We start from the raw sequence: 25,917 nt of genomic DNA, 5'->3' as shown, positions 1-25,917 counted from the left end.
GGTCGTTCATGCCGGGGAGCTCGGCCGCCTCAGCGATGCCGTCGGCACGGCAGGTGCTCCGGCCGCGCTCACAGTGCCACGCACACATTCGTCGTCTCGGTGTAGAAGTCGAGCGAGTGACGGCCGCCCTCGCGGCCGATGCCCGACAGTCCGATCCCGCCGAAAGGGGATCGCAGCTCGCGCAGAAACCAGGTGTTGACCCAGGAGATCCCGGTCCGCATGCGGGCCGCGACCCGGTGAGCACGACGGAGGTCGGACGTCCAGACCGCGGCCGCGAGCCCGTAGTCGGTGTCGTTCGCACGCCTGACGGCCTCCTCCTCGGTGTCGAAGGGCATGAGCGCCGCGACGGGACCGAAGATCTCCTCCCGGACGACCCGGTCGTCATCGTTCAGGCCCGTCCAGAGGGTCGGTTCGACCCAGAACCCGCCGTTGAGAGCGCCGCCCGGGGTGGCTGCCCGTCCTCCCGTCAGGGTCTTGGCGCCCGCCTGCTCGGCCAGGTCCGCGTAGTCGAGGATCTTCTTCTGGTGAGCTCGCGAGATCACCGGGCCGGTCGTGGTGGCCGGATCGGAAGGCGCTCCGAGACGCAGTTCCCCGGCCGCGGCGACGAGCCGTTCCGTCACCTCGTCGAAGACCGGGCGTTCGATGTAGACGCGCTCGGTGCACAGGCACACCTGCCCGGTGTTGGCGAACACGGAGCTGGTCAGCCCGGCGACCGCGGCGTCGAGGTCGGCGTCGGCGAAGACGAGGGCCGCGTTCTTCCCGCCGAGTTCGAAGGACACCGGGCGGATACGGGGTGCGACGGTCTTCATGATGCCGGCGCCGGTCGCCGTCGACCCGGTGAAGGTCACGCCGTCGATGCCCGGGTGGCTGGTGAGGTGCTCGCCCGCCGAACCGGCGCCGAATCCGTGGACGACGTTGTAGACGCCGTCCGGCACGCCCGCCGCGGCGAGCACCTCGGCGAGTAGCGTCGCCGAGCCCGGCGTCTCCTCGGACGGTTTGACGACGAAGGTGTTGCCGCACGCCAGCGCCGGCGCCAGCTTCCAGGTCAGGAGGAGAAGCGGCAGGTTCCACGGCACGATCGCCGCCACGACGCCCAGCGGTTTGCGCACGGCGTAGTTCAGCGCTTGCCGGCCCTCACCCAGGTCCTGAAGGTAGGACTCCACTCCTTCGGCTCCCACGACATCGGCGAAGGCCCGGAAGTTGGCGGCCGCACGGGCGATGTCGAGAGCGCGAGCGCCTGCTTCCGGCTTGCCGGTGTCGGCGACCTCGGCGGCCAGCAGGTCGTCGGCGCGCCGGTCGATCTCGTCCGCGACCCGGCGGAGCAGGGTGCAGCGCTGCTGGGTCGTCGTCCGGCCCCAGGGGCCCTCCAGCGCCGCGCGCGCTGCCCGGACCGCCTGGTCGACGACGGTGGCGTCCGCCTCGTGTACCCAGGCGACCTGTTGGCCTGTCGCCGGGTCGATGTCGGCGAACGCCTCCGCTCCGTCGATGAATCGCCCGTCGACGAAGTTCCTGTACTCACGCATGGGATGTCCGTTCCGTTGGGGCCGTCGGCTGGGGACGAGGTGGCTGGCGGTCCCATGCGCCCTCGGTTCCGCGGCTGCGGAGCTCCGGCTTCCTGACCTTGCCGTTCTCGGTCAGCGGGAGGGCGTCGAGCCGGACGAGGAAGCGAGGGATGGCGTACGCCGCCAGGCGCGGGCCGCAGAACGCGACCAGCTCCTCGAAGTCGAGCTGCGCGCTTTCCCTGGCGACGACCGCCGCCATGACCTCGTCCTCGCCGAGCTCGGAATCGACGGCGTAGACCGCCACCTCCGCCACGGCCGGGTGCGCGCGCAGCACGTCCTCGACCTCCACCGACGAGATGTTCTCGCCGCGACGCCGGATCACGTCCTTGATGCGGTCCACGAAGCGGATGGATCCGTCCGCTTCCGCGCACACGCGGTCGCCGGTGTGGAACCACAGGTCCTGCCAGGCGGCGGTGGTCGCTTCTGGCATCCGGAAGTAGCCGGAGGCGAAGGCGAAGGGCTGGTCGCTGCGCAGCAGAAGCTCACCCGGGGTGCCGTGCGGTACGTCGGCGCCGTCGGCGTCGACCACCCGCATGCGGAAGCCCGGCTGCAGCCTGCCGATGTACCCCGATCGTTCCTCGCCCGGCCGGGTGCCCACGACCGCGTTGGTCTCGGTCGATCCGTAGCCGTCGAGCAGCGCGACGCCGAAGCGCTCGCGAAATGGTTTCAGCAGTCGTTCCGGTGTCGCCGGCGAGAGCGCGAGCCGTACCTTGTGGGCACGATCCAGGGCCGACGGCGGCCGGCTGTCGAGGATGCCCACCATGGCGCCGAGCAGGTATGTCACGGTGGCTCCGCTGTCGGCCATCTGCGACCAGAATCGGGACGCCGAGAAGCGCCCGCCCAGGACGTAGGTCGCGCCGCTGACCACGGCCTGGCTGAAGGCGTTGAGGGCGTTGGTGTGGAACAGCGGCAGGCAGGTGTGCAGCACGTCGTCCGGTTGGATCCCGATCTGGTCGCTGACGTTGTTGCCCCACCACCAGAACTGCGCGTGCGGGCACACGACTCCCTTGGAGACGCCGGTCGTGCCCGAGGTGTACAGGATCGCGGCGGGATCTCCGGGGGCGACCACGGCCGGTGGCACCGGTGCCCGCATGGGCTCGGCCCGGTCGCCGAGGACCCACCTCTCCTGCAGGTACGGCAGAGCCGGCAGATCTTCGAGGTGGGGCTCGATGCCGGCCTCGACGACCAGGAGCCGGGCCTGCGAGTTGGCCAGGATGTGGTGCAGCTGGGCCCCACGGACGGCGGTGTTGATCGGGACCGCGACCGCGCCCAGCCAGGCCGCACCGAGCACGAGGTCGAGGAGTTCGACACGGTTGCCGGTGAGGAAGGCGACTCGTTCGCCCGGGGTGACGCCGCGGGCGGCGAGCGCTCCCGCCGCGCGCGCCACCGCCTCGACCATCTCGCCGGCCGTACGGTGAACGTCGCCGCAGACCAGGAGGGGGGCTTCGGGCGTCAGCGCCGCCCGCGCCAGCAGCATGCCGGGGATGGTGCACTCGCGCAGCGGGGTGTCCCGCGGCAGGCGACGGGGGTCGTCGCCGGGGTTCGCGGGGTCCGGGACGAAGGCCGCGGGGCCCGGCGTGGCAGGAGAGGTCGTGAACGGCAGTTCCCCATGCGGGGGAAGGTCCGCTCCGATCAGCCGCGCGACGACCTGCAGGTCGCCCCCGCACTCGACGGTGAGGAACGTCGTACCGTCGCCGGCCCGCGTGGAGGCGACGACCCGGCCCTTCTCGACGCGCACCTCGGCGAAGTCGTCGGTTCCGCACCCGGGACACAGCAGCCGCCGGGGGAAGTAGTGCTTGCCGCAACCACCGCAGCGCTGGACGTGGAGGCTCACGCGACCGCCTCCAGCACCGCCACGTTGCCGCAGGAGCCGTGCCGGTAGAGCACCATGCCGTAGCCCGTGACCACGCCGATCCGGGCCTCGACCTGCCGGCCGGAGGCACGCCCGCGCAGTTGCTGAACGACCTCGACCAGCCCGTGCATGCCGCCCGCGGCTCCTGCCTGGCCGGCCGAGAGCTGGCCGCCGGAGGTGTTGACCGGCAGAAGCCGGGTCGCTATCCGCTCGGCGATGAAGGCCCGGATCGCCCCGGGCTGGGTCACTCCGAGGTCGACGAGCTGCGACAGCACCATCGCCGGGTAGTCGTCGTACACGCTGATCACGTCGGCGTCGGCCGGTGCGACACCCGCGCGGTCCCAGGCGGCGGGGGCGCAGGCGGCGACCGCCGTCTGGATGCCGTCGCCTGCCTGGTCGTCGGCGTTGTAGGCGGTGGTGACCGCCAGCACCCGGGCGCGGCGGCCCGTGGCCCGCTCCTCGCGGGCGACCACGACGGCGTCGGCGCCCGTCACCGGCGGGACACAGTCGAAACGTCCGAGCGGTGAGGCGACCGGGGGCGCGTCGAGGTACTCCTCCAGCGTCATCGGCGCGCGGTACACCGCGCCCTGGTTCAGTCCCGCCCAGGCACGCTGGGCGATCACCAGGTCGCCGTAGTCCTTCCGGGTGAGCTGCCATGTGGCCATCTGCCGTTGCGTCAGCATCGCGAACAGGGCGTTCGGCCCGGTCATGGGAAGGTCTGCCAGGTGGTCGACGGTCGCCTGGTTGTAGGCCCTGACGAGCTTGGTGTGGGCGGCGTTGTCCATGGCGTCGCCGGCGACCAGCACGACGACGGACGCGTCGCCGGCTTCGACGGCCCGCACGGCGTGCTGCAACATTCCACCGGCGCTGGCGCCACCGTTGGTGTCCTGCATGATCCAGCGCAGGTTGAGGCCCAGTCGCCAGGCGAGGTCGATGGCGTGGTCCGGGCCGAGGGTGAAGCTGGCGACACCGAGCCCGTCCACGTCCCCGGGTGCGAGGCCGGCATCGCGCAGGGCGCGGACGACTGCGTCACGCAGCACCCCGGCGGTCGTGGTGCCCGCGCCGGGATGGCGGGTGTAGGGCGACTCGGCGGCGCCGACGATCGCGACGTGGTCGCGGGTGGGGTGAGACATGCATCTCCTCCGGCGGGCCGTGCCCGTGAGGGTGCGGCCCGCGCTGGTGGCGGGGGTGGTGGGGACGGTCGTCAGGGAAGCCTGCGAGGGGTGCTCACTTGACGTCCTGATAGAGGCCGCCGGCGTCGAAGGAGCTCTTGAGCAGGCCGATCTTGACCATCAGGTCGATGACGCTCTGCACCCCTGCGGCGTCGTAGTCGACCTGGTACTCGGGAAGCCGCATCTTGGCGGCGACTTCCGCGCTCATCTTGGTGTACTTGGGCATCATCGCCGTCGCCACGCCGCGCGGGTCCGCCTGGATGTCGGCGACCGCCTTGGCGAGCGCGGTACGGAAGGCCGCCACCACGCCGGGCTGGTCCTTCAGGAACTTCTCGGACGTCGCGAACAGGCCCTGGGGCCCCTTCTGGTAGTCGATCAGCCGGATGTCGAGGCCGGCCTGGGTCGCGCTGAGGGTCGGCTCGGTCTGGAAGATGCCGTCGACGTCGCCGGCCTTGAGGGCGGCGGCCATGTTGGCCTGCGGGATCTCCACGTAGGTGACGCTGCCGGGGTCGAGACCCTCCTGCAGCAGCACACCTCGGAACCACACGTCGCCGACGGAGCCCAGCGACGGGGTCGCCATCTTCTTGCCGACCATGTCGGCCGGCTTCTTGATGCCGGAGTCCGCCAGGACGTAGAGGCCGGACGCGTACTCCTCCGTCCCCGCGATCGCGGGAGCGGCGATGGTGACCGGAATGCCGGAGGAGCGGGCGGTGATCAGCGAGGGGTAGGACACCAGGGCCAGGTCGGTGCTGCCGGAGACCAGGGCGTTGATCGTGGTGGCGCCGTTCGCGGCGGGCCTGAGCTCGACCTCGAGGCGCGCGTCGGCGAAGTAGCCCTTGGCGATCGCGTCGTACACCGGCAGCGAGTCGCCGACCGGGGGAATCGAGAGGGTGACCTTGGTGAGGCCATCGGCCGCCGCGGGGGTGTCGTCGCCGCCGCACGCACTGGCGGTGCCCGCCAGCAGCAGCGCGAGCGCAAGGACGCCGAATCGTCGCTTGGTGCGCAGGTTCATGGGTGTTCTCCTTCGAAGTTGCCTTGCCGTACATGGCAGGACGGTCCCGGGCGCCGCGGGCGGCTGACCCGCGCCCGGCGCCGTCCGTCAGTGAGAGCTGTCCGCGGTGGACAGGCCGCCGGGACTCGCCTGTCGGATCAGTCGGGCCACCTCGCTTCTCGTCTCGACGAAGGACGGGTTCTCGCGGGTGCGGATCTGGTCCCGCGGAAACGTCAGCGGCACCGCGACGTCGGCCGTCATGACGGTCGGGGCCTTGCTGAGCGACAGCACCCGAGTGCTGAGGTAGACACTTTCGTCCACGTCGTGGGTGACGAAGAGGATCGTCACGTCGAACTGTTCCCGGACGCGGAGCAGCAGATCCTCGAGATCGGAGCGGGTCTGCGCATCGACGGAGGCGAACGGCTCGTCCATCAGGAGGAGCTCCGGGCGCATCGCCAGCGCCCTGGCGATGGCGACACGCTGCTGCATGCCGCCCGAGAGCTGCCAGGGGTACTTGTCGGCCGCGTCGGCCAGGCCGACCGCGGCCAGTGACTCGGCAGTTCGTGAACGCCGCTCGGCCTTGGCGACCCGGCCCAGGAGAGGGAACTCCACGTTGGCGCCGACGCGCCGCCAGGGAAACAGCGAAGCCCGGTAGTCCTGGAAGACCATGGCGAGGCCTTGGGGCACGCCGGTGATGACCTTCCCCGACAGTGCGATCGTGCCGTGAGTGGGGCGGAGCAGACCGGAGAGGGTACGCAGCAGGGTGGTCTTACCGCAGCCGGACGGGCCGACGATCGAGGCGAACTCGCCGCGCCGTACGTCGAAGGTGATGCCGTCGAGAACCGTCTGGTCGCCCTGGCGCGTGCGATAGGTGTGCCGGAGGTCCTGGACCTCCAGGAGTGCGTGGGACATCGCGCAGCCTTTCTGGCGGGTCAGTCCTGGACTGACATGTGAAGGCGGTGCCAGCGAAGGACGCCGGACTCGATCCCCGTCAGGACGAGGTTGGACAGGTAGCCGAGCAGCGACAGGGCGACGATGAACGACCACATGGGCAGGAACTGGAAGGAACGCTGGGCCTGGGTGAGACCGAATCCGATGCCGTCGGAGGCGGCGACCAGCTCCGAGGCGATGAGCAGGATGATGCCCAGCGATGTCGAGATGCGGATGCCGGCGAAGATGCCCGAGCCGGCCGAGGGCAGGATCACCTGGAACAGGACGCGCACCCGGGAGACCCGCGCCACACGGGCCGTCTCGACATAGCCCTCCGGCACTCGCCGTACGGCGCTGTAGGTGTTGAAGAGGACCGGCCACACGGCGCCGAAGGCGATCAGCGAGACCCGCATCGTCGTCCCGGTTCCGACCAGGACGAGCGCCAGCGGAAGCAGCACCGGCCCGGGCAGTGCCCGCATGAAGTGCAGGATCGGCTCGACGGTGTGGGCGACGACCGGGACCCGGCCGAGGAGCACGCCGAGCGTGGTGCCGATCGACCACGCGATCAGCAGGCCGAGGAGGAGACGCTCGAGACTCGGTGTGATGTCGACGAAGAAGGCGTCGGTCACGATGCCGCCGGACAGACCGTCGGAGAACCACCGCTCCCGCAGGTCGTCGAAGATCTCCAGCGGTGTGGGGAAGAACAGCGATTGCGATCGGGCCGTCGCGAGCTGCCACGCGAGTAGCAGCAGGACCGCGGCGCCCCAGCCCACGGCGATGCGAAGGACACGTTCGTTGCTCTTGACCGAGGTGTTCACGAATCCTCCCGGTGTGCCCAGCCGGCGAAGCGGCGTTCGAGTACGGTGACCGCGGCGTTGACCAGGAGCCCGAGTGCTCCGGCGATGACGACACCCGCGCAGACGGTGTCGATTCCTCCCGGGAGCATGCTCTGCTGGAGCAGCCAGCTGCCGAGCCCATCGCGGCTCCCCCCGATGAACTCCGCGCCGACGCACAGGATGAGCGCCACGGAGGCGGTGATCCTCACACCGGTCAGCACCGAGGGCACGGCGGAGGGCCATACGACACGCAGGGCGACCGTTCGCCGTGACCAGCCGAACGAGCGTGCGGTGGCCCGCGCCGTGCCGTCCGTGGAGTGAACGCCGTGAATGGTGTTGACGAGCAACGGCCAGACGCACCCGATGGCCACCACGACCGCCTTCATCTCCAGTCCCTGACCGGCCACGAGCACCAGCAGAGGGACCAGCCCGACGGGCGGCAGTGGCCGGAGCAGCTCGACCACGGTGGCGGTGGCCGCGTGCAACCGGTCGGAGAGGCCGAGAACCAGTCCCGCCGGCACCGCGATCACCAAGGCCAGGGCGTAGCCGACGAAGGCCGCCCACAGGGTGGCGCCTATCTGGCCGAGGAAGGTCGGGTCGACGAGGAGCCCGGCCGAGCTCGCCAAGGTCGTCGACGCGGCGGGCAGCACGTCGCGAGGCAGCAGGTCGTACCTGGCGACCACCTCCCACAGGGCGAGGAAGCCCAGCACCCCCGCCACGCCGCGTGCGGCGATGATGGAGCGTTCGATGATCCGGTCACTGCCAAGCACCCGCCGGAGCGGGCTCGTGGCGCCGTCGCCGGCGCGTGGGGTCACACTGACGGTCTCGGTCTCATTCTCGGTCGCGGTCTCGGTCGCGGTCGCGGTCAGCACCGCCGGCTGCCTGCTCTTCATGTCTCCTCCAGACCTCGCATCCGGCTCAGTGGCCGAACGCCTCCTGCAGCCACCACGAGCCCTCGCGCGAGAGCACCTTGGCGTCGATGATCATCGGGCGACTCGGACCGGACGAGATCCAGTCCTTGACCGGCGAGAGATCCGCCGCCTCCCGGACGGTGATCGCCTCGCATCCGTGGCCACGCGCGATCGCGGCGAGGTCGCTGTCGGGGAAGACCACGGCGTCCAGTGGCGGGCCGTCGAATCCGAAGTGGTGCACCTCGGCGCCGTACATGGCGTCGTTGTAGATCACCACGAGAAGGGGCACCGCGAGCCGGACCGCGGTCTCGAGCTCGGTGATACCCATCAGGAATCCGCCGTCTCCCACGCCGACGACGGGCAACCGGCCGGGTTGGGCGAGCGCGGCGCCGAGGCCGGTGGCCAGGCCCAGCCCGACCGACTGGAACGCCTGGGTGAAGCAGAAGCCGTACTCGTCAGGGACGTCGAGGTACATGCTCGGGTAGCCCAGGAAGTTGCCGGAGTCCACGGACACGATCCGCTCGCGGGGAAGGATCCGGTTGAGCTCCATCGACAGGGTGCGGGGATCGATCCGCCCGTCGGCCGACCGGTCGGTGAAGTCCACCTGGTTCCAGCGCAGCGAGGTTCGGATGCGCTGGCCCACCTCGGGCGTGCGGTAGCCGCGGCGGTCACCGCCGGCCGTGTGAGCCAGCGCCGCCGTGGTGGCGCGAGCGGTTTCCGCGACGCCGCCCCACAGGCCGAGGTCCACGTCGCGGTTGCGGCCGATGGCCTCGGGGTCGATGTCGACCTGGACGACCTTGGTGTGCTCGCCGATCAGCTTCCCGTGCCGCATCGTCCACATGTTCAGCGCGCATCCGAAACCGACGACGAGGTCCGCACCGCTGACGAGCTCGGCGGTCAGTGGGGAGCTGAAACCGCCGGACACGTCGATGCCCCAGGGGTCGTCGTTGAAGAGTCCCCGCGCGACGGCGGAGGTGGCGAGCAGCGCACCCGAGGCGGCCGCCAGCTCCCGGAGTGCCTGCTTCGCGCCGTCCGCCCGGCTGCCGCGGCCCGCCACGAAGACCGGCCGCTCGGCGGACCGGATCAGCTCGGCGAAGCGGGCGATGTCCTCGGGCGCGGGCTGGGGCAGCCCGAGGGGGGCGAACGTGCGCCGGCGGGCATGGGCCGGAAGCTCCATGTCCTGGACGTCGATGGGAACGTTGAGCACCACGGTGCGCCGCTGGTGCTTGCAGGCCGCGTAGGCCCGGGCGACGTCCACCAGGGCCGTCTCCGGCGAGCGCACCCGCATGGCGAGCGCCCCGGCGCCCTCGGCCATACCGGCCTGGTCGATGAAGAAGTTGGAGGTGGGCTCGGTCGCCTCGGCGGTCAGGACGAGCAAGGGCGTCCTGCTCTTGGCCGCTTCGGCGATTCCGGTGAGCGCGTTGGTGTATCCGCAGCCCTGGTGGAGCGAGAGGACGGCGACCTCCCCGGACATCCGGGCGTAGGCGTCGGCCATCGTGGCCGCCCCACCTTCGTGGCGGGCCGCGACGAATCGGGCTCCGTGCTCCATGAGCGCGTTGGTGTAGTGGAAGTTGCCGCTTCCGACCACACCGAAGGCGGCCCGGACCCCGAGGGCGGCGAGCTGCTCGCCGATCGCTTCACGAACCAGCATCAGTTCACTTCCGAGACGTTGCCGGGAACCAGCGCGAGGACGCGAGCGGGGCTGCCCGATCCGCCCACGATGGGGAGCGGGGCGACCACGATCAACGTGCCGGTCACGGGAAGCAGGTCGAGGTTCTGCAGCTGGGTGATGCCGTACTTGCCCGCGCCCAGGAGGTGGGTGTGCACGGGGAAGGCCAGATCGAAGCCGAAGGCCTGGCCGGCGTCGGTGCCGACGGTCTCGACACCGAACCCGACGATGTCGCTCTCCTCGGCGAGCCATCTGGCGCATTCCGGCGTCACCCCGGGGGTGTGCGGTCCGCGGTCGTCGGCGTTCAGGAACAGGTCCTGATCGTGGGACCGGGCGGCCCAGCCGGTGCGGTAGAGGAGCCAGCCCGCCGGCAGCGTTCCGTGCGCCCGCTCCCACGCCCGCACGTCCTCGACGGTGAGCAGGTAGTCGGGGTCCCGCGCGACCTCGGCGCTCTTGTCGATGACCACGGCGGGTCCGACCAGGCGCTCCACCGGCACTTGGGAGACGTCGCCGTGCTCGATGCCGGTCACCCAGTGGCAGGGCGCGTCGAAGTGGGTGCCGACGTGCTCGCCGGTGTGGATGCCGTTCTGGTAGGAGGTCTCGCCGCGCTCGTCGTACCTGGCTAGCTCTTCCAGCTCGAAGCGCGGGATGGGGGCCATCCCCTCGGGGAGGGGAAGGACCGGGGTCGCCGAGGAGAGCTGCGCCGTCAGGTCGACGACGGTGAAGGCGCCGGACACGAGGGCGTCGCTCCAGTTCGAGGGCTGGAGGGCCGGAGGATTCATGCCGAGAATCCTGCGCGCGGTGGGACGCCGACCACCAATGCTAAAGCGGGCCTGGGTATAACCCCACGGGTATGCCTGGCGACCCACGGTATACGCTCACGCCATCGACGGAGCCCTGGAGACGAGGTCGGAGTGGTGGAGGCCCAGCAGCCGTTCGGCGGTCGACTGAAGTTGCGCCATCTGAGCCTTCTCGTGACGATCGCCGACGAAGGGTCCTTCGTGAGGGCCGCCCAGGCCCTCTACGTGTCGCAGCCGGCGGTCACGCGCAGCGTCCATGAGCTCGAGGAGCTCATCGGCATGGCCCTGTTCGTACGCGGGCCCCGAGGTGTGCTCCCCACGGCAGCCGGGGAGATCCTGATCGAACGGGCCAGATCGGCGCTGGGGAGCCTGCGCCGGGCGTCCGAGCAGATCGAGGAGGTACGCCACGGAGGCCCGCGGCCGCTACGGGTGGGGACCAACCTGGCCGGCGCCTACGCCCTGCTGCCCCAAGCCGTCGTCGCGATCAAGCGGACGCATCCCGAGATCTCGGTCTCCGTGGTGGAGGGCACCGCGGAGGTCCTGGCCACCAGCTTGCAGCGCAGCGAGATCGACCTGCTGGTGGGCCGGCTGGACCCCGGAACCTACCGTGGAGCGCTCCACCACATCAGGCTTTACGACGAGGCGGTGCGAGCCGTGGTTCGCCGCGGCCACCCGGCGTTGTCGGTGACCCCGCGACTCGCCGACCTGTTGTCCTATCCGTGGATATTGCCCCTGCAGCCGAGCACCCTGCGGACCGAGCTCGACGAGATGTTCGCGACCGCCGGCCTCAAGGCGCCACGCGACATCACCGAGTGCTCCACCCTCCTGACGTCGCGCGAGATCGTCCTGCAGACCGACTCGATCGCGCCCCTGCCCATGCTCATCGGGGTGCGTGACGACTTGCTGGACATGCTTCCGCTTCATCTCGACACCGTCCCTCGCGCGATCGGCATCACCCTCCCGGCGGACCGCTCGGTCAGCCGTGAAGCGCGAGTGCTGGTGGACGCGCTCACCGAGACCGCGCGGCTGCTCGCGGCGGAGCTGCGAAGCGCCACGCGGAAACACGCGAAGCCGCAGATCTCCGGGAGTGCGGACCAGGCGTGATCCGCCGGGCGGTCCGGCCTGCCGTTCACCGTCGCGGCGGGCGCCCACCGCGACGGTGACGTGCCCGGAAGGGCCGTGCTTCCATCCGGCCCGGCCCCCGGGGCACCGGCAGCGGCGGCTCCGGGCCCGGACACACGGAAGGGCTCCGGGCCCGGACACACGGAAGGGCTCCGGGGCCCGGACACACGGAAGGCCGCCCCCTGAGCCCAGGAGGCGGCCTCACGTCACGCTCAGCGCACCGCGGGCACCCGCGGGATTCCGGTCAGCCGGTTCTGCTCACGCAGCGTGCGCAGCCGGTCGACCTCGGAGGTCCACATCGCGCCCTTGGGCGTCGCCTTGGCCTTGCGCCGGGCGATCCGGTCGTCGTAGGCCTTCACGCCGAAGGTCGCGCGCTGGCCCGCCTCGGCAGCCCTCAGCGCCTCGGTCAGCGCCCTGTCCAGAGCCAGCCCGGCCTCGCGCAGCTCGACCTCGTCGGCGTGCGCCGCCTGCAGCTCGCGCACCCGCTGCTCGGCCGTACGGGCCTTGTCGAGCGACTCGGGGAAGCTCTGCGAGATCTCCTGATCCGCGTGGAAGCGGACCTCGGCCTCGCGGCTGACCCGCGGACGGAAAAACGCCATGGGACTTCCTCTGCCTTTCACCTTGCCGATACCAGGGCCGGTACCAGACAAAGCCTAGCCCTCCCCGCAGGCGGCACGTGTCGTGGCCCGGCCGGAGCGGTCACCACCGGCGCGGCGCCTTTACAAAGTAATGTCCCGCTTGGCAGGATGATCACCATGCCTGCCAAGCGACCGCCCGTCCCGCTCTCCCGCGAGCGCATCATCGACGCCGCGCTCCACATCGCCGACAGCCAGGGCCTGCGAAGGCTCACCATGCGCAGGCTCGGCGACGCGCTGGAGGTCGAGGCGATGGCCATCTACCACCACCTGCCCCGCGGCAAGGAGGCGCTCATGGACGCCCTGGCCGAGCACGTCACCGCGGTCCAGGTCGAGCGCGGCCCGACCTGGCAGGAGACGGCCAGGGCCTGGTGCCACGCCGGGCGCGAGGCACTGCGCGAACACCCCGGCGTCCTCGCGCTGGCACTCACCAAACCACCCAAAGGGGCTACCGCGCTGGCCATCCGCGAGCAGGTCGACCAGCTCGGCGAGCTGGGGCTCGGCGACGCCGCCGACGCCGTACGGTCGCTGCGCGCCTTCGTCTTCGGCAGCGTGGCCGTCGAGGTGCAGGCCTCCGGGTGGGCCGATCCCGAGGTCGACACCTGGACCAGGCGCGACGCGGGCGCCGACGCCGACTTCGAGCGCGGACTCGACGCGCTCCTGCGCGGGCTCGGCGGCTGAGCGGGAGCGAGGCGCGGTCCAGCAAGGACTGCCAAAGAAACAGCCCGCTTTGTCGGCGTGTTGCCGTTGGAGCGGGCCTTCCGGATGGGCACTCTGTGTGTTAGGTCACATCCGCCCCGGCAAACCTCCTCCTTCAACCGTCCTAACGGACTATGTCGGGAAGTGTGACCTGCGTCGCACACTTGCTAGGACCTATTGTTTCCGGGTCTGGCGCCCGGATCCATCCACGAGATATCGGAGGCACGCCGATGTGCCCGCACGACCCGGCCTGTCCGCCGGCAGACGCGCTCGACCGTGAGGCCGCGCGCACCCTCGCCTGCCATCCCGAACAGGGGTGGAGCCTGCTCTGCAACGGGGTCGTCCTCTTCGAGGACACCGGTGAGCTGTTGCCGAGCGGCGCTGTGATCGCCCCGCATCGGCCCCTGCCAGCCGCCATCTGACGGATCAGCGGGCCCAGGAGTCCATCCGGTCCGCGATCCACCCGGCGACCAGCTCGCCGACTTTTTCGGGGTTCTTCTTGAGATCGTGGCCCTCCCCCGGCAACACCACCAGGTGGGTGGCGTCGGCCGGGTCGGGGATGCCGAAGGGGTCACGATCCCCATTGATCACCAGCACCTCCACCCCCGCGTCCCTGAGCTCCTGGGCTCTGGAACGTTCCGGCCTGCCGGGCGGGTGCAGGGGGAAGGCCAGAGCCAGCGCCGCCACGGCGCCGACCGCCCTGGCCGTACGGCAGGCGACCCGCGCTCCGTTGCTGCGCCCGCCCTGCACGACCGGCACCCCCGGGAAACGGTCGCGCAGCGCCCCCAGCACCACGGCCCAGGCCTCGTCCTGCCGTTCCGGGCTGCCGGGCGCCCGCGCCCCGGCCAGCCGGAAGGGCTGGGTGACCCGGGCGACGCTGATGCCCGCCTTCAGGGCGGCGTCGCGCACGGCGAGCAGGTCGGGCGCCTCGACCGTGCCGGCGGAGCCGTGGGTCAGCACGAGCAGCAGGCCCGGCTCCGGCGTCTCGTCCAGGTCGACCCGCGCGGGCCCGCGCGGCGTGACGATCTCCATGGTCATCCATGCTGTCACAGGGTCCTCCGAAAGATGGATGACGGCCCGCCGAGCCTCTGCGACATTGAAGGTATGTCTGACATGCGAGGCGAGATCCGCCAGGATCTGCACGCCACCTTGGACGCCCGCCGTGATCTCGGTCCCGACTACGAGCACGCCCTCGTGGAGTCCTTCGCCGCGCGCCTCGACGAGGTGATCGCCGCCAAGGTGGCCTCCGAGGTCGCCGGCCAGCGCAAGAAGAGCAAGAAGAAGCAGAGCGGCAGCGCCGGGACGGTCGTGCCGGTGGCGATCTGCTCGCTGATCTTCGGCATCCCGATCACCGCCATCGCCTCGGAGAAGGCCGGCCTCGTCGGGCTCATGGTGGTGTGGATCGGGATCGCCCTGGTCAACGTGGCCGTGGTGCTGAGCACCCGCGACTGAGCCCCCTACGGGGGGTCGTTTATCCTCGGCCTGGTGAGGATCTTGCGTCTCGCCATCGTCGCGGCCGCGGTCACCGGGGTGGTGATCGACTGGGTGGAGGCCGGGTTCCTCGCGTCCATGGCCTACTTCACGATCCAGTCGAACGTGCTGGTCGCCGCCTACTACCTCTACCGGCTCAGCGGCCGGCGCACCTCGGCACGGCTCAAGGGCGCCGTCACCCTGGTTATCACCGTCACCGGACTGATCTACAACACGGTCCTGACGCACTTCGGCAACCCGTTCGCGGCCCTGGCCGAGGGCACGCCGAAGGATGTCGCCAACTTCCTGCTGCACGTGGTGGTGCCCGTGCTGGCGCTGGCGGACTGGTTGCTGTTCGACCGTGACCTGCGGCCCCGCTGGAGCGACGCCCTCCTCTGGCTGCTCTACCCGCTCGCCTACGGGATCTTCGCCGTCACGCGCGGCCTGCTGCTGGACCCCGCGACGCCCAAGCGCTACCCCTACCCCTTCCTCGACCTCGACGTGCTGGGCTGGGGCGGCCTGATCACGAACATGATCACCTACGGGATCGGCTTCTACCTGCTGGGCCTGGCCCTGATCGCGCTCAGGCGCCTGGGCACCCGGGACGCGGTCGCCACCTAGCCGCGCTCGCGGCGCAGCCGTACCTGCTCGGCCAGTTCGGCGTCGTCGTGGTCGAGCCCGTAGCGCCACACGTGCTCGGCCTGCTCCGGGCGGCCCCGCAGCGGCAGGGTGCGCGCCAGCAACTCGATGGCCAGCGACACGGTCTCGCGGTCGCGGCCGTCCTCGGCCGCCGCGGCGAACTGCGCGCAGGCCAGCTCCAGGTGCGCGATGCCCAGCTGCACGCGCAGCCGGGCGGCGGTGTCGTCGTCGGCCCGTTCCAGCGCCGCCTCGATCAGGTCGGCGGCCTCGCCCGGCTCGCCGCGCTCCAGGAGCAGGTCGGCCAGCCGCTGCGCCGCGGTCATCGGCCCGCCGGCCTCCAGGGCCGCCCGCAGCTGCGCCTCGGCCCCGTCGAGGTCGTTGTCCTCGGCGGCCAGGCGGGCCAGGGCCATGTGCGCCAGCGGGACGTAGTCGTCGTGGCCCACGCCCAGCACGGCCTGCCAGGCTCCGCGTGCCTGCTCGGCCGCGCCCTCGCGCTCGAAGCTCTGCGCCAGCAGGCAGGCCGCCTGGGCGGAGTACTCGGCGTGCCCGGCCGACAGGGCGATGCGCGCCGCGCGCCGCGCGCCCGGATGGTCGCCCTGCTCCTCCAGCACGACCGCCAGGCCGACGGCGGCCTGAGCGCGGTCGGGCGCCGAGTCGTCACCGGCCAGCCGGCCGAAGATCTCCGCGGCCCCCTCCAGGTCACCGCTCTCGGCCAGGCGCCGCGCGGTGTCGAGAGGGGAGGTGTCGAGCTCTGGGGGGGTCAAGAGGTCTCCTTCGCGTGGCTGCGAAAAGCCTAACGAAGCGCGGGCGATCATGTCCCGTCTATGCCCACTCGACGCGCGGGCGCGTACGGCGAGCGTGCCACGCCCACCGCACCCGCCTCTCTAGGCCCGCTTGACGCGCAGCCGGTAGAGGGCGGCCGCGGCGGCGACGCCGGCCAGGCCGAGCGCCACGCACCACACGAACGCCGCCCCCAGCACCGTCACGGGCCGGTCGAGCAGCAGCGCCCGCATCGAGTCGATCACCTGGGTGAGCGGCTGGCCGGCCGCGAAGGCCTGCAGCCAGCCCGGCATCGTCTCCACCGGCACGAACGCGCTCGACGGGTAGGGCAGGAAGGCGAAGACGAACGCGTAGCCGCTGGCCGCCTCCGGCGTCCTGGCCAGCAGCCCGATGGCCGCCGCCAGCCACGACATGGCCGTCACGAACGCGGCGATCAGCGCCGCCGCCAGCAGCCAGTCTCCCGGCGAGGCCACGGGGCGGAAGCCGATCGCGAACGCGACGGCGAAGACCAGCACCGTGGCGGCCAGGTTGCGGACCACGCTGGCAGCCACGTGGCCGCCCAGCAGCGCCGTGGCGCTCACGTCCAGCGACCGCAGCCGGTCCATGACCGCCTCGGCCATGTCGTTGGCCACGCTCATGGCCGTGGTGCCCGCGCCGTAGGCGGCGCACAGCACCAGCACGCCCGGAACCACGTGCTGCACGTACGGCCCGCCGGTCTCGATCGCCCCGCCGAAGAAGTACACGAACAGCAGCATCATCATGATCGGCAACGCGAGCGCGGTGATGAGGGCGTCACCGGCGCGCAGGCTGAGCCGCACGGAACGGCCCGCCATGACGAGGACCTCAGACATCGGCGGTGACCTCCAGGAAGACGTCGTCGAGGGTGGACGAGCGCACGGCGAAGCGCTCGACGAGGGTGCGGCCGGGATCGAGGGCGTCCAGGAGTTCGCGCACGTGGGCGCCGCTGCCGTCGGTGGCGACCTCCAGGGTCGACCTGGCCGGGTCGCGCCGGACGATCCGGCCGCCGAGCATGAGCTCGGCGTGCTCGTAGGCGTCGGCGTCGGCGAGCGTCAGCTCCAGACGCTCGCCCGCCACCCGGTGCTTGAGCTCGGCGGCGGTGCCCTCGGCGACCAGGCGGCCCCGGTGCAGCAGCGCGATGCGGTCGGCGAGGCGGTCGGCCTCCTCCAGGTACTGCGTGGTCAGGAAGATCGTCACCCCGGCCGAGGCCAGCCGGGCGACCTCCTCCCAGACGGCCTGGCGGCTGCGCGGGTCCAGGCCGGTGGTGGGCTCGTCGAGGAACATCACCTCGGGCTCCCCCACGAGGCCGGCTGCCAGGTCCAGGCGGCGGCGCATACCGCCCGAGTAGGTCTTGACGCGCCGCCCGGCGGCGTCGGTGAGGGCGAAGCGCTCCAGCAGCTGCCCGGCCCGTTCCCTGGCCGCCGCGCGCGAGAGGCCGGTCAGGCGGGCGACCATGCGCAGGTTCTCCTCGCCGGTCTGCTGCTCGTCGAGGGCGGCGTGCTGGCCGGTGAGGCTGATGCGCCGCCGTACCTCGGATCGGGCGTCCACCACGTCGAACCCGGCCACGCTCGCGCGGCCGCTGTCGGGTCGCAGGAGCGTGGCCAGCAGCCGCACGGTCGTGGTCTTGCCCGCTCCGTTGGGTCCGAGCAGGGCGTAGATGGCTCCGCTGGGCACGGTCAGGTCCAGGTGATCGAGGACCGTGTGCCGTCCGTAGGCCTTGGACAGGCCCTCGGCGACGACTGTCATGAGGGGACTCCTTGTTTATGCCATATACATCTTTGTTTAGACCATACACTGCTTCGCGTATGCCGTAAACTGATGGCATGAAGAAGGGTCTGAGCCTGGAGCGGGTCGTCGAGGCAGCCGTCGAGGTGGCCGACGCCGAAGGGCTGGAGAGCGTCTCGATGAGCCGCGTCGCCAAGCAGCTCGACGTCTCGGCGATGGCCCTGTACCGCCACGTGGCGACCAAGGACGAACTGGTCGCCCTGATGGTCGACACCGCCCTCGGAGCGCCGCCGCCGCCCGCCGGGGGCGGCTGGCGCGAAAGCCTGGTGTACCTGGCCGAGGCGATGCGCGCGAGACTGCTGGAACACCCGTGGACGGCGCTCGCCCCCGTCACCGGCCCGCCCTCCTCGCCCAACCAGCTGACCTGGCTCGACCGGGTCCTCCACGCCCTGCGCGACACCGGCCTCGACGAGGCCGAGCAGCTCTTCTGCGCGCTGCTGCTGAGCACCCAGGTGCAGTCGGGGGTGGCACTGGCGGTCACCGTCAACCGCAACCCCGCGGCCGCCGCGCTGGCCGCGGGCTACAGCGACTTCCTCGACCGGGCGACCGCCGACGGCCGCCTGCCCGAGGTGCGCCGCCTGGTGCGGGCGGGCGTCTTCGCCGGGGCCGAGATGGACATGAGCATGGAGACCGAGTTCCGCTTCGGCCTCGAGCGCATCCTCGACGGGATCGGGGCTCTCGTCAGGGTGCGCTAGTCAACAAATTGAGTAATATACGAGTTGTGCCTTTCCTGAGATATGTGGCGCTCGGCGACTCCCAGACCGAGGGGCTGAACGACGGCGATCCCCTCACCGGATACCGGGGCTGGGCCGACCGCCTGGCCGACCTGCTCGCCGAGGCCGACGGGCAGGTGCAGTACGCCAACCTCGCCGTGCGCGGCAAGCTCGCCGCCCACATCCGGGCCGAGCAGCTGCCCGCGGCGCTGGAGCTCCGGCCCGACCTGGTGACCGTGATGGCCGGGATGAACGACCTGATCCGGCCCAGCTTCGACGCCGACGCGGTCACCGGCCACCTGGAGGCCATGTTCGCCGCCCTCAGGGGCACGCCCCCGGCGAGCGAGCTGGAGGCGGCCCCCACGGTGGTGACCTTCACCTTTCCCGACATCGGCCGCATCGCGCCCATGGTCAAGCGCCTGCGCCCGCGCCTGCTCGACTTCAACGACCGGGTGCGCGCCGCCGCCGCGCGTCACGGCGTCCTCGTCGTCGACGCCTACCCCCACGACGTGACCTGCGATCCGCGGATGTGGAGCTCCGACCGCATCCACGCCACCCCGCGCGGCCACGCCCTCATCGCCGCGGCCGTCGCCGACACCCTCGCCCTGCCCGGCAGCGACCGTTCGTGGACCCAGCCGCTCGCACCGCTCCCCCTCGTGCCGGCCTGGCGCCGGGCGGCCACCGAGGCGGCCTGGCTGGGCACCTTCGTGGGCCCGTGGATGGTGCGCCGCCTGCGCGGCCGCTCCTCGGCCGACGGTCGTACGGCCAAGCGCCCGCTGCTCCTGCCGGTACGCGGCCAAGCAACCCGCGTTGACTAATTCCGGATTAGTCAACTAAAGTTGCCCGCATGCCCGGTGTTGAGATCCCCGAAGTCCAGGACCCCGCCGACGGTCTGGCGGCCGTGGTGGCCCTGCGCCGCCTGGCCGACCGGATGGAGGACGCGGCCGTCGAGCAGGCGATGCGCGAAGGCTGGAGCTGGCCCCAGGTCGCCGAGGCCCTCGGGGTCACCCGCCAGGCCGTCCACAAGAAGCACGCCAAGCGGCTCATCGCCGCCGGTGTCCAGCTGCGGAGGCGCTGATGAAGGCGTTCGACGAGTTCCTGCACCTCACCCTCACCCAGGCCGGCGACGAGGCTCGCCGCGAGGGCTCGGCCACCATCGAGGCCCAGCACCTGCTCCTGGCGATCGCCGCCGGGCACGAGAGCGTCACCCTGGACCTGCTGTCGTCGTCGGGGCTCGGCTACGAGGCGCTCCGGGAGGCGCTGCACCGCGAGTTCGAGCACAGCCTGGCCGCCGCCGGCGTGCGGCTGGCGCCCTCGGGCCCGCCCTCGGCCAGCCCGCACCCGTCGAGGACCCTCCAGATGGGCGCCTCCGCACGGACCGCCATCGAGCGGGGGGTGTTCGCCCGCCACAAGAAGGACCTGCGGCCGGCACACCTGCTGATCGGCATCCTCGGCGCCGAGGTCGGCACCGTGCCGCGCGCTCTGGCCCTGGCGGGCGTCGACCGGCACACCCTGGTCACCCGCGCCCACGCCACCCTGCCCCCGGCAGCCTGATGCCCTCCGCCCGCTTACCCCGACGGCCCGACGACCCCGGGTCGGGGTGAGACGCGGCGGGGCCCGCACCCCGGGAGGGATGCGGGCCCCGGTCGAGGCGCGGTGGACCTAGTCCTCGTAGGCCTCCAGCGGCGGGCAGGCGCACACCAGGTTGCGGTCGCCGTACGCCTGGTCGATGCGGCGCACCGGCACCCAGTACTTCCCGTCACGCAGCGAGTGCACCGGATAGGCGGCCTCGCTCCGGGTGTAGGGGTGGCTCCACTCGTCGGACGTGACCGCCTCGGCGGTGTGCGGCGCGTTGCGCAGCGGGTTGTCGGTGCGGTCGTACGACCCGTCGGCCACCTTGGCGATCTCGGCGCGGATGGCGACCATGGCGTCGACGAACCGGTCGAGCTCGGCCAGGTCCTCCGACTCCGTCGGCTCGATCATCAGCGTGCCCGCGACCGGGAACGACATGGTCGGCGCGTGGAAGCCGTAGTCGATGAGGCGCTTGGCCACGTCGTCGACGGTCACGCCCGTCTCTTTGGTGATCTGCCGCAGGTCGATGATGCACTCGTGCGCGACCAGGCCGCCGCGCCCCGTGTAGAGCACCGGGTAGTGCGGCGCCAGGCGGCGGGCCAGGTAGTTGGCCGACAGGATCGCCTGCTCGGTGGCGGCGCGCAGGCCGTCGCCGCCCATCATGCGCACGTAGGCCCAGGAGATGGGCAGGATGCCCGCCGAGCCGTACGGCGCCGCGGAGACCGGGCCGACGGGCGCGCCCTCGCGCAGCGGGTGCGACGGCAGGAACTCGGCCAGGTGGCCGCGGACGGCGACCGGGCCGACGCCGGGGCCGCCGCCGCCGTGCGGGATGCAGAAGGTCTTGTGGAGGTTCAGGTGCGACACGTCGGCGCCGAACTCGCCCGGCTTGGCCAGGCCGACCAGGGCGTTGAGGTTGGCGCCGTCGACGTAGACCTGGCCGCCGGCGGCGTGCACCTTGGCGCACACCTCGGTGATGGTCTCCTCGTACACGCCGTGGGTCGACGGGTAGGTCACCATGATCGCGGCGAGCCTGTCGGCGTGCTTGTCGATCTTGGCGTCGAGGTCGGCCAGGTCGACGTTGCCGTCGGTGTCGCAGGCCACCACGACCACGCGCATGCCCGCCATGACGGCCGAGGCGGCGTTGGTGCCGTGGGCCGAGGAGGGGATCAGGCAGACGTCGCGCTCGGCGTGGCCGCCCGCCTGATGGTAGGCGCGGATGGCCAGCAGGCCGGCGAACTCGCCCTGCGAGCCGGCGTTGGGCTGGATGGAGACGGCGTCGTAGCCCGTCACCTCGGCCAGCCAGCCCTCGAGGGTCTCGATGAGCTCGCGGTAGCCCTCGGACTGCGCCTCGGGCGCGAACGGGTGGATGCCGGCGAACTCCGGCCAGGTGATGGGCTCCATCTCGGTGGTGGCGTTGAGCTTCATCGTGCACGAGCCGAGGGGGATCATCGAGCGGTCGAGCGCGATGTCCTTGTCCTGCAGCTTGCGCAGGTAGCGCAGCATCGAGGTCTCGGAGCGGTGGGTGTGGAAGACCGGGTGGGTCAGGAAGTCGTCGTCGCGCACGAGCTCCTCGGGCAGCGCCGAGAGGTCCTCGCCGTCGTGGGCGGCGATCTCGACGCCCAGCGCGGCGCCGAACGAGGCGAGCACGTCGGCGACATGGCCGGGAGTGGTCTTCTCGTCGCAGGCGACGGTGACCCGGTCGCCGTCGAGCTGCCACAGGTTGATGCCGCGCGCCAGCGCCTCGGCCACGACGGCGGCGGCCTTGCCGGGCACGGAGGCGGTGACGGTGTCGAAGAAGTGCTCGGTGACCGGGATGCCGCTGCCGGACAGGCCCTGGGCCAGGGCCGCGGCGCGGGCGTGCACCCGCCGCGCGATGTGCTTGAGTCCCTCGGGGCCGTGGTAGACGGCGTACATGCCGGCGATGACGGCCAGGAGCACCTGGGCGGTGCAGATGTTGCTGGTGGCCTTCTCACGGCGGATGTGCTGCTCGCGCGTCTGCAGGGCCAGCCGGTAGGCCGGGTCGCCGTCGACGTCGACCGAGACGCCGACCAGGCGGCCGGGCATCTGGCGCTGCAGGCCCTCGCGCACCGACATGTAGGCGGCGTGCGGTCCGCCGAAGCCGAACGGCACGCCGAACCGCTGCGAGGTGCCGATGGCGATGTCGGCGCCGAGCGAGCCGGGCGAGGCGATCAGGGTCAGCGCCAGCAGGTCGGCGGCGGCCACGACGAGCGCGCCCTTGGCGTGGGCCTGCTCGGCGAGCGAGCGGAAGTCGCGGATCTGACCGGTGGCCCCGGGGTACTGCACCAGGACGCCGAAACACTCGGGCAGCTCGGCGTCGAGGCGCTGGAAGACCAGCTCGATGCCGAGCGGCTCGGCGCGGGTGGCCAGCACGGTCTTGGTCTGGGGCAGCACGTCGTGGTCGACGACGAACACGTCGGACTTCGACTTGCCCGCGCGGCGCGCCAGCGTCATCGCCTCGGCGGCGGCGGTGGCCTCGTCGAGCAGGGAGGCGCCGGCGACGTCGAGGCCGGTGAGGTCGGAGACGACTGTCTGGAAGTTGAGCAGCGCCTCCAGGCGGCCCTGCGAGATCTCGGGCTGGTAGGGCGTGTAGGCCGTGTACCAGCCGGGGTTCTCCAGCAGGTTGCGCCGGATCACGGCGGGGGTGATCGTGTCGTGGTAGCCCAGCCCGATCATGCTGGTCAGCACCTGGTTGCGGCCGGCCAGGGCGCGCAGTTCGGCGATGACCTCCACCTCGCTGGCCGCGGCGGGCAGCTTCAGGGCGTCCTTGGCCCTGATGGCCTCGGGGACGGCGACGGCGACCAGGTCGGAGACGGATTCGAAGCCCACGGCCTCGAGCATCCGCTGCTGCTCGGCGTCGGACGGACCGATGTGACGACGGGCGAAAGACTCAAACACAGACTCAACCACAGGGAAACCCTTCAGCGCGCAGGCAGGTGCCGGGTCTCCCCCTCTGTCCTCAAACCTGAGAGCTTCACCCCCGAGGGGGCTTTCACCGTCGGTGAGTCACGCCTGGCCGGCGCGCCTGCTTTCCAGAGTTGCCTCGCCCGAGCGGTACCGGGTGCCTGAGAGATTCCGGGGAGGGTTGCTCCTTCGGCGCCCCATCTCATGGATGGGGACTCTCCCGCACGGGGTCGAAAGCTTTCTGTTACCAGGTTACCGCTAGCCGATCCTGCGCGCACGTCGGCGCTGGGCGAGTTCGTCAGCTGGATAGTCGGCCGGGACGCTGGGGTCCTCGACCGACGCTGTTTCCCCCGGCAGCTCCGCGAGCGATCCCTCGACCTCGCGCCACACCCTGCCGAGTGCGATCCCGAAGACGCCCTGCCCGCCCTGCAGGAGGTCGATCACCTCGTCGGCCGAGGTGCACTCGTAGACGCTCACCCCGTCGCTCATGAGCGTGATCTGGGCCAGATCGGCGACCCCGCGGTCGCGCAGGTGCTGCACGGCCGTACGGATCTGCTGGAGGGAGACGCCGGTGTCGAGCAGCCGCTTGACGACCTTGAGCACCAGGATGTCGCGGAAGCTGTACAGGCGCTGCGAGCCCGAGCCGTGCGCGGCCCGTATGGTCGGCTCGACCAGGCCCGTGCGCGCCCAGTAGTCGAGCTGCCTGTAGGTGATACCGGCCGCCGCGCAGGCCGTGGGGCCGCGATAGCCGATGTTGCCAGGCAGGGAAGCCGGCTCTGAGTCGAAGAGCAGACCCTGTTCACCGGCACGCTGGCGCGCGTCCTCGCGCCGCGCCGGATCTTCCTGGCCGGCCCTGTTTCCCTCGCCGCTGCTGACCGCCACGCGGACCTCCGGCTTTCTCTCATCCCGTGGCCTGATCTGGGGGTTCGCATGGCGACCACGGGTTTCACTTGCACCGTAGGACCGTGACCATGCACAGTCAACGATCCCACTCGGCGAGTCGTGAAGCGTAAATGCTCTTATATGACTACCCCGCGCGGCCGAAGTCTTCGGGGGTGATCTGGTCAAGGAATTCCCTGAACTTCTCCACCTCGTCCTCCTGGTCGTCCGGGATGATCACACCGGCTTCCTGGACGACCTCCTCGCTGGCGTAGATCCTCGCGCCGGTGCGCAGAGCCAGGGCGATCGAGTCGGACGGGCGGGCGCTGACCTCGACACCGTTGGAGAAGACCAGGTCGGCGAAGTAGATGCCGTCACGCAGAGCGACGATGTTGACCGCGCGAAGACTGACACCCAGCGCGCTCAGCACGTCACGGAACAGATCGTGGGTGAGCGGGCGCTGCGGCGGCTCCTCGGCCGTCGCCAGGGCGATCGCCTGCGCCTCGGTCATGCCTATCCAAATGGGGAGAAAACGTTCACCACTCGCCTCCTTGAGCAGGACGATCGGCTGATTGGTGGGCATCTCCACACGAACGCCCACTACCTCCATCTGCACCACGGGCTGCTCCGAAATCAGTCACGAAAAAGCGAGCGAAAGCTCCTCCAACGTAACACCAGCCGGGCCGGGAATGTGCCCGATGCCGGGCCTGTACGGCTCAGCCGCGCAGGACGTTGCGCACCCCGGTGCGGAACATCGCCGCGTGGAGCTCCAGCAGCAGACCGGACAGCTCGCGCGCGCTCTCGTGCGCCTCGCCGATGGCGCCGGGCGCGCGGCGCTTCAGCACCGGCGCCACCGTCTGCTCGACCAGCGAGCTCTCACGCTCGGCCGAGGCCTTGACGGCGCGCAGGTGGCGGGCGTGCAGCCCGAACGACGCCAGGCGGCCCACCGTGCGCGCGATGGCCAGCGCGTCGTCGTCGTAGCGCCTGGCCACCGGCGCCAGCAGCCCGTAGTCTTCCAGCTCCGCCAGCGTCTCCTCGTCGAGCCCGGCGGCCTCCAGGAGCTCCTCGCGGCTGAGCCGTACCTCCTGGGACACCCCCGGGACGGCACGCGGGCGAGAGAGCTCCTCGTGCATCTTGTCCTTGATCACGCGCAGCGGCAGGTAGTGGTCACGCTGCTCGCGCAGGATGAAGCGTAGTTGCTCGACGTGCAGGTGCGTGAACTTGCGGTAGCCGGAGGGGCTGCGATCGGGTTCGATCAGCCCCTCGCCCTCCAGGAAACGGATCTTGGAGACGGTGACGTCGGGGAACTCGGGCTTCAGCAGCCCGAGCACCTCCCCGATGCTCATGTGAGAGCGCGCGGCCTGTGCACTCATCTAGAGAGGAACACCAACCGGAACTTGCCGATCTGGACCTCGTCCCCCGAGTGGAGCGGAACCTCCTCGATGCGCTCCCTGTTGACGTAGGTGCCGTTCAGCGATCCCACGTCGCGCACGGTGAAGCGGCCGCCGGGGTGGCGGTAGAACTCGACGTGGCGCCGCGAGACGGTGATGTCGTCGAGGAAGATCGTGCTCTCCGGGTGACGGCCGACCGTCGTCAGGTCCTGGTCGAGCTTGAAGCGGCTGCCCTGGTTGGGCCCACGCACCACGGTGAGCAGGGCGGCGCCAGGCGGCAGCTGCTCGACGAGCTGACGCTCGGCGAAGAGGAACTCCCCGGTCTCAGCCTCGTACGCCTCGATTCCCGCGACGGAGATCGTCGAGGTGGTGTCGCCCGTGACCTCGTGCCGGGTCAGCGGCGATCCACACCGGGAACAGAATCGGGCATCCTCGGGGTTGGCATGCCCGCACTGCGTGCAGTAGACGCTCGGCATCGATCGGCTCGGCCTCCTACCGCGAGAACGCGGCTTTTCGGTGCTCGGGGCGCGCCTCGCTTGCTAACGCTGTCAACATTGCGAATGCCGCAA

The 25,917-nt window shown here is 71.2% G+C and carries 28 protein-coding genes and 2 riboswitches; of the genes, 9 read left to right on the top strand and 19 right to left on the bottom strand.

Annotated elements, in window-relative coordinates:
* Positions 1–68: 68 nt before the first annotated feature.
* The 9 genes from HNR30_RS12000 to HNR30_RS11960 form a co-directional block, all read right to left on the bottom strand.
* Positions 69–1,523 (bottom strand): 2-hydroxymuconic semialdehyde dehydrogenase, encoded by a 1,455-nt coding sequence (locus HNR30_RS12000; protein WP_181609830.1) that lies wholly within the window; start codon positions 1,521–1,523, stop codon positions 69–71.
* Positions 1,516–3,396, bottom strand: a complete 1,881-nt coding sequence (locus tag HNR30_RS11995) for an ATP-dependent acyl-CoA ligase (protein ID WP_181609829.1) — start codon at positions 3,394–3,396, stop codon at positions 1,516–1,518. Before HNR30_RS11995 ends, HNR30_RS12000 begins: the two co-directional genes overlap by 8 nt.
* Positions 3,393–4,547: a thiolase family protein gene (locus HNR30_RS11990; RefSeq protein WP_181609828.1), complete on the bottom strand. Its 1,155-nt coding sequence runs from the start codon at positions 4,545–4,547 to the stop codon at positions 3,393–3,395. Before HNR30_RS11990 ends, HNR30_RS11995 begins: the two co-directional genes overlap by 4 nt.
* Positions 4,548–4,641: 94 nt before the next feature.
* The gene (locus tag HNR30_RS11985; protein ID WP_181609827.1) at positions 4,642–5,598 is read right to left on the bottom strand and encodes an ABC transporter substrate-binding protein; all 957 of its coding nucleotides are present in this window, start codon (positions 5,596–5,598) and stop codon (positions 4,642–4,644) included.
* An 87-nt stretch (positions 5,599–5,685) separates the two neighbouring features.
* Positions 5,686–6,489 (bottom strand): ABC transporter ATP-binding protein, encoded by an 804-nt coding sequence (locus HNR30_RS11980; RefSeq protein WP_181609826.1) that lies wholly within the window; start codon positions 6,487–6,489, stop codon positions 5,686–5,688.
* A gap of 20 nt (positions 6,490–6,509) precedes the next feature.
* Positions 6,510–7,325 (bottom strand): ABC transporter permease, encoded by an 816-nt coding sequence (locus tag HNR30_RS11975; RefSeq protein WP_181609825.1) that lies wholly within the window; start codon positions 7,323–7,325, stop codon positions 6,510–6,512.
* Complete coding sequence (locus HNR30_RS11970; protein ID WP_181609824.1) at positions 7,322–8,236, bottom strand: ABC transporter permease; 915 nt, start codon at positions 8,234–8,236, stop codon at positions 7,322–7,324. Before HNR30_RS11970 ends, HNR30_RS11975 begins: the two co-directional genes overlap by 4 nt.
* Positions 8,237–8,261: 25 nt before the next feature.
* Positions 8,262–9,905 carry a thiamine pyrophosphate-binding protein gene (locus tag HNR30_RS11965; RefSeq protein ID WP_181609823.1) on the bottom strand — a complete coding sequence of 548 codons (1,644 nt, stop codon included), beginning with the start codon at positions 9,903–9,905 and terminating at the stop codon, positions 8,262–8,264.
* Complete coding sequence (locus tag HNR30_RS11960; RefSeq protein WP_181609822.1) at positions 9,905–10,705, bottom strand: cyclase family protein; 801 nt, start codon at positions 10,703–10,705, stop codon at positions 9,905–9,907. The genes HNR30_RS11965 and HNR30_RS11960 overlap by 1 nt, the downstream gene beginning before the upstream one ends.
* Positions 10,706–10,837: 132 nt before the next feature.
* Here HNR30_RS11960 and HNR30_RS11955 point away from each other — a divergent pair, with 132 nt between their 5' ends.
* Entirely contained in the window at positions 10,838–11,827 is a 990-nt protein-coding gene (locus tag HNR30_RS11955) for a LysR substrate-binding domain-containing protein (protein ID WP_312894364.1), read from the top strand.
* Between the two features lie 230 nt (positions 11,828–12,057).
* Here the strand turns inward: HNR30_RS11955 and HNR30_RS11950 are convergent, their stop codons facing one another.
* A complete protein-coding gene (locus HNR30_RS11950; protein ID WP_181609820.1) occupies positions 12,058–12,444 on the bottom strand; it encodes a hypothetical protein in 387 nt (128 codons plus the stop codon).
* Between the two features lie 156 nt (positions 12,445–12,600).
* Here HNR30_RS11950 and HNR30_RS11945 point away from each other — a divergent pair, with 156 nt between their 5' ends.
* Positions 12,601–13,161, top strand: a complete 561-nt coding sequence (locus HNR30_RS11945; RefSeq protein ID WP_181609819.1) for a TetR/AcrR family transcriptional regulator C-terminal domain-containing protein — start codon at positions 12,601–12,603, stop codon at positions 13,159–13,161.
* Between the two features lie 248 nt (positions 13,162–13,409).
* On the top strand, positions 13,410–13,601 hold the full coding sequence (locus tag HNR30_RS46735) for a DUF5999 family protein (protein WP_220133418.1): 192 nt from the start codon (positions 13,410–13,412) through the stop codon (positions 13,599–13,601).
* A 4-nt stretch (positions 13,602–13,605) separates the two neighbouring features.
* On the opposite strand, the gene HNR30_RS11940 is transcribed toward HNR30_RS46735, so the two are convergent.
* Entirely contained in the window at positions 13,606–14,217 is a 612-nt protein-coding gene (locus HNR30_RS11940) for an alpha/beta hydrolase family protein (protein ID WP_181610036.1), read from the bottom strand.
* A gap of 66 nt (positions 14,218–14,283) precedes the next feature.
* Here HNR30_RS11940 and HNR30_RS11935 point away from each other — a divergent pair, with 66 nt between their 5' ends.
* Complete coding sequence (locus HNR30_RS11935; RefSeq protein ID WP_181609818.1) at positions 14,284–14,631, top strand: hypothetical protein; 348 nt, start codon at positions 14,284–14,286, stop codon at positions 14,629–14,631.
* A 33-nt stretch (positions 14,632–14,664) separates the two neighbouring features.
* Positions 14,665–15,270 (top strand): Pr6Pr family membrane protein, encoded by a 606-nt coding sequence (locus HNR30_RS11930; protein ID WP_181609817.1) that lies wholly within the window; start codon positions 14,665–14,667, stop codon positions 15,268–15,270.
* On the opposite strand, the gene HNR30_RS11925 is transcribed toward HNR30_RS11930, so the two are convergent.
* The 3 genes from HNR30_RS11925 to HNR30_RS11915 form a co-directional block, all read right to left on the bottom strand.
* Positions 15,267–16,052: a tetratricopeptide repeat protein gene (locus tag HNR30_RS11925; protein WP_246378027.1), complete on the bottom strand. Its 786-nt coding sequence runs from the start codon at positions 16,050–16,052 to the stop codon at positions 15,267–15,269. The genes HNR30_RS11930 and HNR30_RS11925 overlap by 4 nt on opposite strands.
* A gap of 120 nt (positions 16,053–16,172) precedes the next feature.
* Complete coding sequence (locus HNR30_RS11920) at positions 16,173–16,919, bottom strand: ABC transporter permease (RefSeq protein WP_181609815.1); 747 nt, start codon at positions 16,917–16,919, stop codon at positions 16,173–16,175.
* A complete protein-coding gene (locus HNR30_RS11915) occupies positions 16,912–17,832 on the bottom strand; it encodes an ATP-binding cassette domain-containing protein (protein WP_181609814.1) in 921 nt (306 codons plus the stop codon). Before HNR30_RS11915 ends, HNR30_RS11920 begins: the two co-directional genes overlap by 8 nt.
* Positions 17,833–17,909: 77 nt before the next feature.
* Here HNR30_RS11915 and HNR30_RS11910 point away from each other — a divergent pair, with 77 nt between their 5' ends.
* From HNR30_RS11910 to HNR30_RS11895, 4 genes are read left to right on the top strand one after another with little or no spacing between them, the layout of a single operon-like run.
* Positions 17,910–18,566 carry a TetR/AcrR family transcriptional regulator gene (locus HNR30_RS11910; RefSeq protein WP_181609813.1) on the top strand — a complete coding sequence of 219 codons (657 nt, stop codon included), beginning with the start codon at positions 17,910–17,912 and terminating at the stop codon, positions 18,564–18,566.
* 26 nt (positions 18,567–18,592) lie between these two features.
* Positions 18,593–19,402 carry an SGNH/GDSL hydrolase family protein gene (locus tag HNR30_RS11905; protein WP_312894363.1) on the top strand — a complete coding sequence of 270 codons (810 nt, stop codon included), beginning with the start codon at positions 18,593–18,595 and terminating at the stop codon, positions 19,400–19,402.
* A 29-nt stretch (positions 19,403–19,431) separates the two neighbouring features.
* On the top strand, positions 19,432–19,662 hold the full coding sequence (locus tag HNR30_RS11900) for a hypothetical protein (RefSeq protein ID WP_181609812.1): 231 nt from the start codon (positions 19,432–19,434) through the stop codon (positions 19,660–19,662).
* Positions 19,662–20,138 carry a Clp protease N-terminal domain-containing protein gene (locus HNR30_RS11895; protein WP_181609811.1) on the top strand — a complete coding sequence of 159 codons (477 nt, stop codon included), beginning with the start codon at positions 19,662–19,664 and terminating at the stop codon, positions 20,136–20,138. The genes HNR30_RS11900 and HNR30_RS11895 overlap by 1 nt, the downstream gene beginning before the upstream one ends.
* Before the next feature lie 108 nt (positions 20,139–20,246).
* On the opposite strand, the gene gcvP is transcribed toward HNR30_RS11895, so the two are convergent.
* The 5 genes from gcvP to HNR30_RS11870 all read right to left on the bottom strand — a co-directional run bounded on the left by gcvP (position 20,247) and on the right by HNR30_RS11870 (position 25,824).
* On the bottom strand, positions 20,247–23,015 hold the full coding sequence (gene gcvP, locus HNR30_RS11890) for an aminomethyl-transferring glycine dehydrogenase (RefSeq protein ID WP_220133542.1): 2,769 nt from the start codon (positions 23,013–23,015) through the stop codon (positions 20,247–20,249).
* 102 nt (positions 23,016–23,117) lie between these two features.
* A riboswitch (glycine riboswitch) is annotated at positions 23,118–23,216 on the bottom strand.
* Positions 23,217–23,311, bottom strand: a riboswitch (glycine riboswitch).
* A 25-nt stretch (positions 23,312–23,336) separates the two neighbouring features.
* Positions 23,337–23,960 (bottom strand): MerR family transcriptional regulator, encoded by a 624-nt coding sequence (locus tag HNR30_RS11885; protein WP_181609810.1) that lies wholly within the window; start codon positions 23,958–23,960, stop codon positions 23,337–23,339.
* Positions 23,961–24,105: 145 nt separating this feature from the next.
* Positions 24,106–24,576 (bottom strand): bifunctional nuclease family protein, encoded by a 471-nt coding sequence (locus tag HNR30_RS11880; RefSeq protein ID WP_181609809.1) that lies wholly within the window; start codon positions 24,574–24,576, stop codon positions 24,106–24,108.
* A gap of 97 nt (positions 24,577–24,673) precedes the next feature.
* Positions 24,674–25,330, bottom strand: a complete 657-nt coding sequence (gene ftsR, locus HNR30_RS11875) for a transcriptional regulator FtsR (protein WP_181609808.1) — start codon at positions 25,328–25,330, stop codon at positions 24,674–24,676.
* Positions 25,327–25,824, bottom strand: a complete 498-nt coding sequence (locus HNR30_RS11870) for a double zinc ribbon and FHA domain-containing protein (RefSeq protein ID WP_181609807.1) — start codon at positions 25,822–25,824, stop codon at positions 25,327–25,329. The genes ftsR and HNR30_RS11870 overlap by 4 nt, the downstream gene beginning before the upstream one ends.
* Between the last annotated feature and the right edge of the window lie 93 nt (positions 25,825–25,917).

The organism is Nonomuraea soli (genome assembly GCF_013761175.1).
GTDB lineage: Bacteria > Actinomycetota > Actinomycetes > Streptosporangiales > Streptosporangiaceae > Nonomuraea > Nonomuraea soli.
Note: the sequence above shows the minus strand (reverse complement) of the source record. Positions and strands in the feature narration are given on the sequence as shown.

Coding starts and splice junctions, on each gene's coding strand:
- HNR30_RS11935 (WP_181609818.1), top strand. CDS start 14,284: ATGTCTGACATGCGAGGCGAGATCCGCCAGGATCTGCACGCCACCTTG.
- HNR30_RS11980 (WP_181609826.1), bottom strand. CDS start 6,489: ATGTCCCACGCACTCCTGGAGGTCCAGGACCTCCGGCACACCTATCGC.
- HNR30_RS46735 (WP_220133418.1), top strand. CDS start 13,410: ATGTGCCCGCACGACCCGGCCTGTCCGCCGGCAGACGCGCTCGACCGT.
- gcvP (WP_220133542.1), bottom strand. CDS start 23,015: ATGCTCGAGGCCGTGGGCTTCGAATCCGTCTCCGACCTGGTCGCCGTC.
- HNR30_RS11965 (WP_181609823.1), bottom strand. CDS start 9,905: ATGCTGGTTCGTGAAGCGATCGGCGAGCAGCTCGCCGCCCTCGGGGTC.
- HNR30_RS11910 (WP_181609813.1), top strand. CDS start 17,910: ATGAAGAAGGGTCTGAGCCTGGAGCGGGTCGTCGAGGCAGCCGTCGAG.
- HNR30_RS11895 (WP_181609811.1), top strand. CDS start 19,662: ATGAAGGCGTTCGACGAGTTCCTGCACCTCACCCTCACCCAGGCCGGC.
- ftsR (WP_181609808.1), bottom strand. CDS start 25,330: ATGAGTGCACAGGCCGCGCGCTCTCACATGAGCATCGGGGAGGTGCTC.
- HNR30_RS11940 (WP_181610036.1), bottom strand. CDS start 14,217: ATGACCATGGAGATCGTCACGCCGCGCGGGCCCGCGCGGGTCGACCTG.
- HNR30_RS11950 (WP_181609820.1), bottom strand. CDS start 12,444: ATGGCGTTTTTCCGTCCGCGGGTCAGCCGCGAGGCCGAGGTCCGCTTC.
- HNR30_RS11915 (WP_181609814.1), bottom strand. CDS start 17,832: ATGACAGTCGTCGCCGAGGGCCTGTCCAAGGCCTACGGACGGCACACG.
- HNR30_RS11900 (WP_181609812.1), top strand. CDS start 19,432: ATGCCCGGTGTTGAGATCCCCGAAGTCCAGGACCCCGCCGACGGTCTG.
- HNR30_RS11870 (WP_181609807.1), bottom strand. CDS start 25,824: ATGCCGAGCGTCTACTGCACGCAGTGCGGGCATGCCAACCCCGAGGAT.
- HNR30_RS11920 (WP_181609815.1), bottom strand. CDS start 16,919: ATGTCTGAGGTCCTCGTCATGGCGGGCCGTTCCGTGCGGCTCAGCCTG.
- HNR30_RS11960 (WP_181609822.1), bottom strand. CDS start 10,705: ATGAATCCTCCGGCCCTCCAGCCCTCGAACTGGAGCGACGCCCTCGTG.
- HNR30_RS11990 (WP_181609828.1), bottom strand. CDS start 4,547: ATGTCTCACCCCACCCGCGACCACGTCGCGATCGTCGGCGCCGCCGAG.
- HNR30_RS11985 (WP_181609827.1), bottom strand. CDS start 5,598: ATGAACCTGCGCACCAAGCGACGATTCGGCGTCCTTGCGCTCGCGCTG.
- HNR30_RS12000 (WP_181609830.1), bottom strand. CDS start 1,523: ATGCGTGAGTACAGGAACTTCGTCGACGGGCGATTCATCGACGGAGCG.
- HNR30_RS11970 (WP_181609824.1), bottom strand. CDS start 8,236: ATGAAGAGCAGGCAGCCGGCGGTGCTGACCGCGACCGCGACCGAGACC.
- HNR30_RS11945 (WP_181609819.1), top strand. CDS start 12,601: ATGCCTGCCAAGCGACCGCCCGTCCCGCTCTCCCGCGAGCGCATCATC.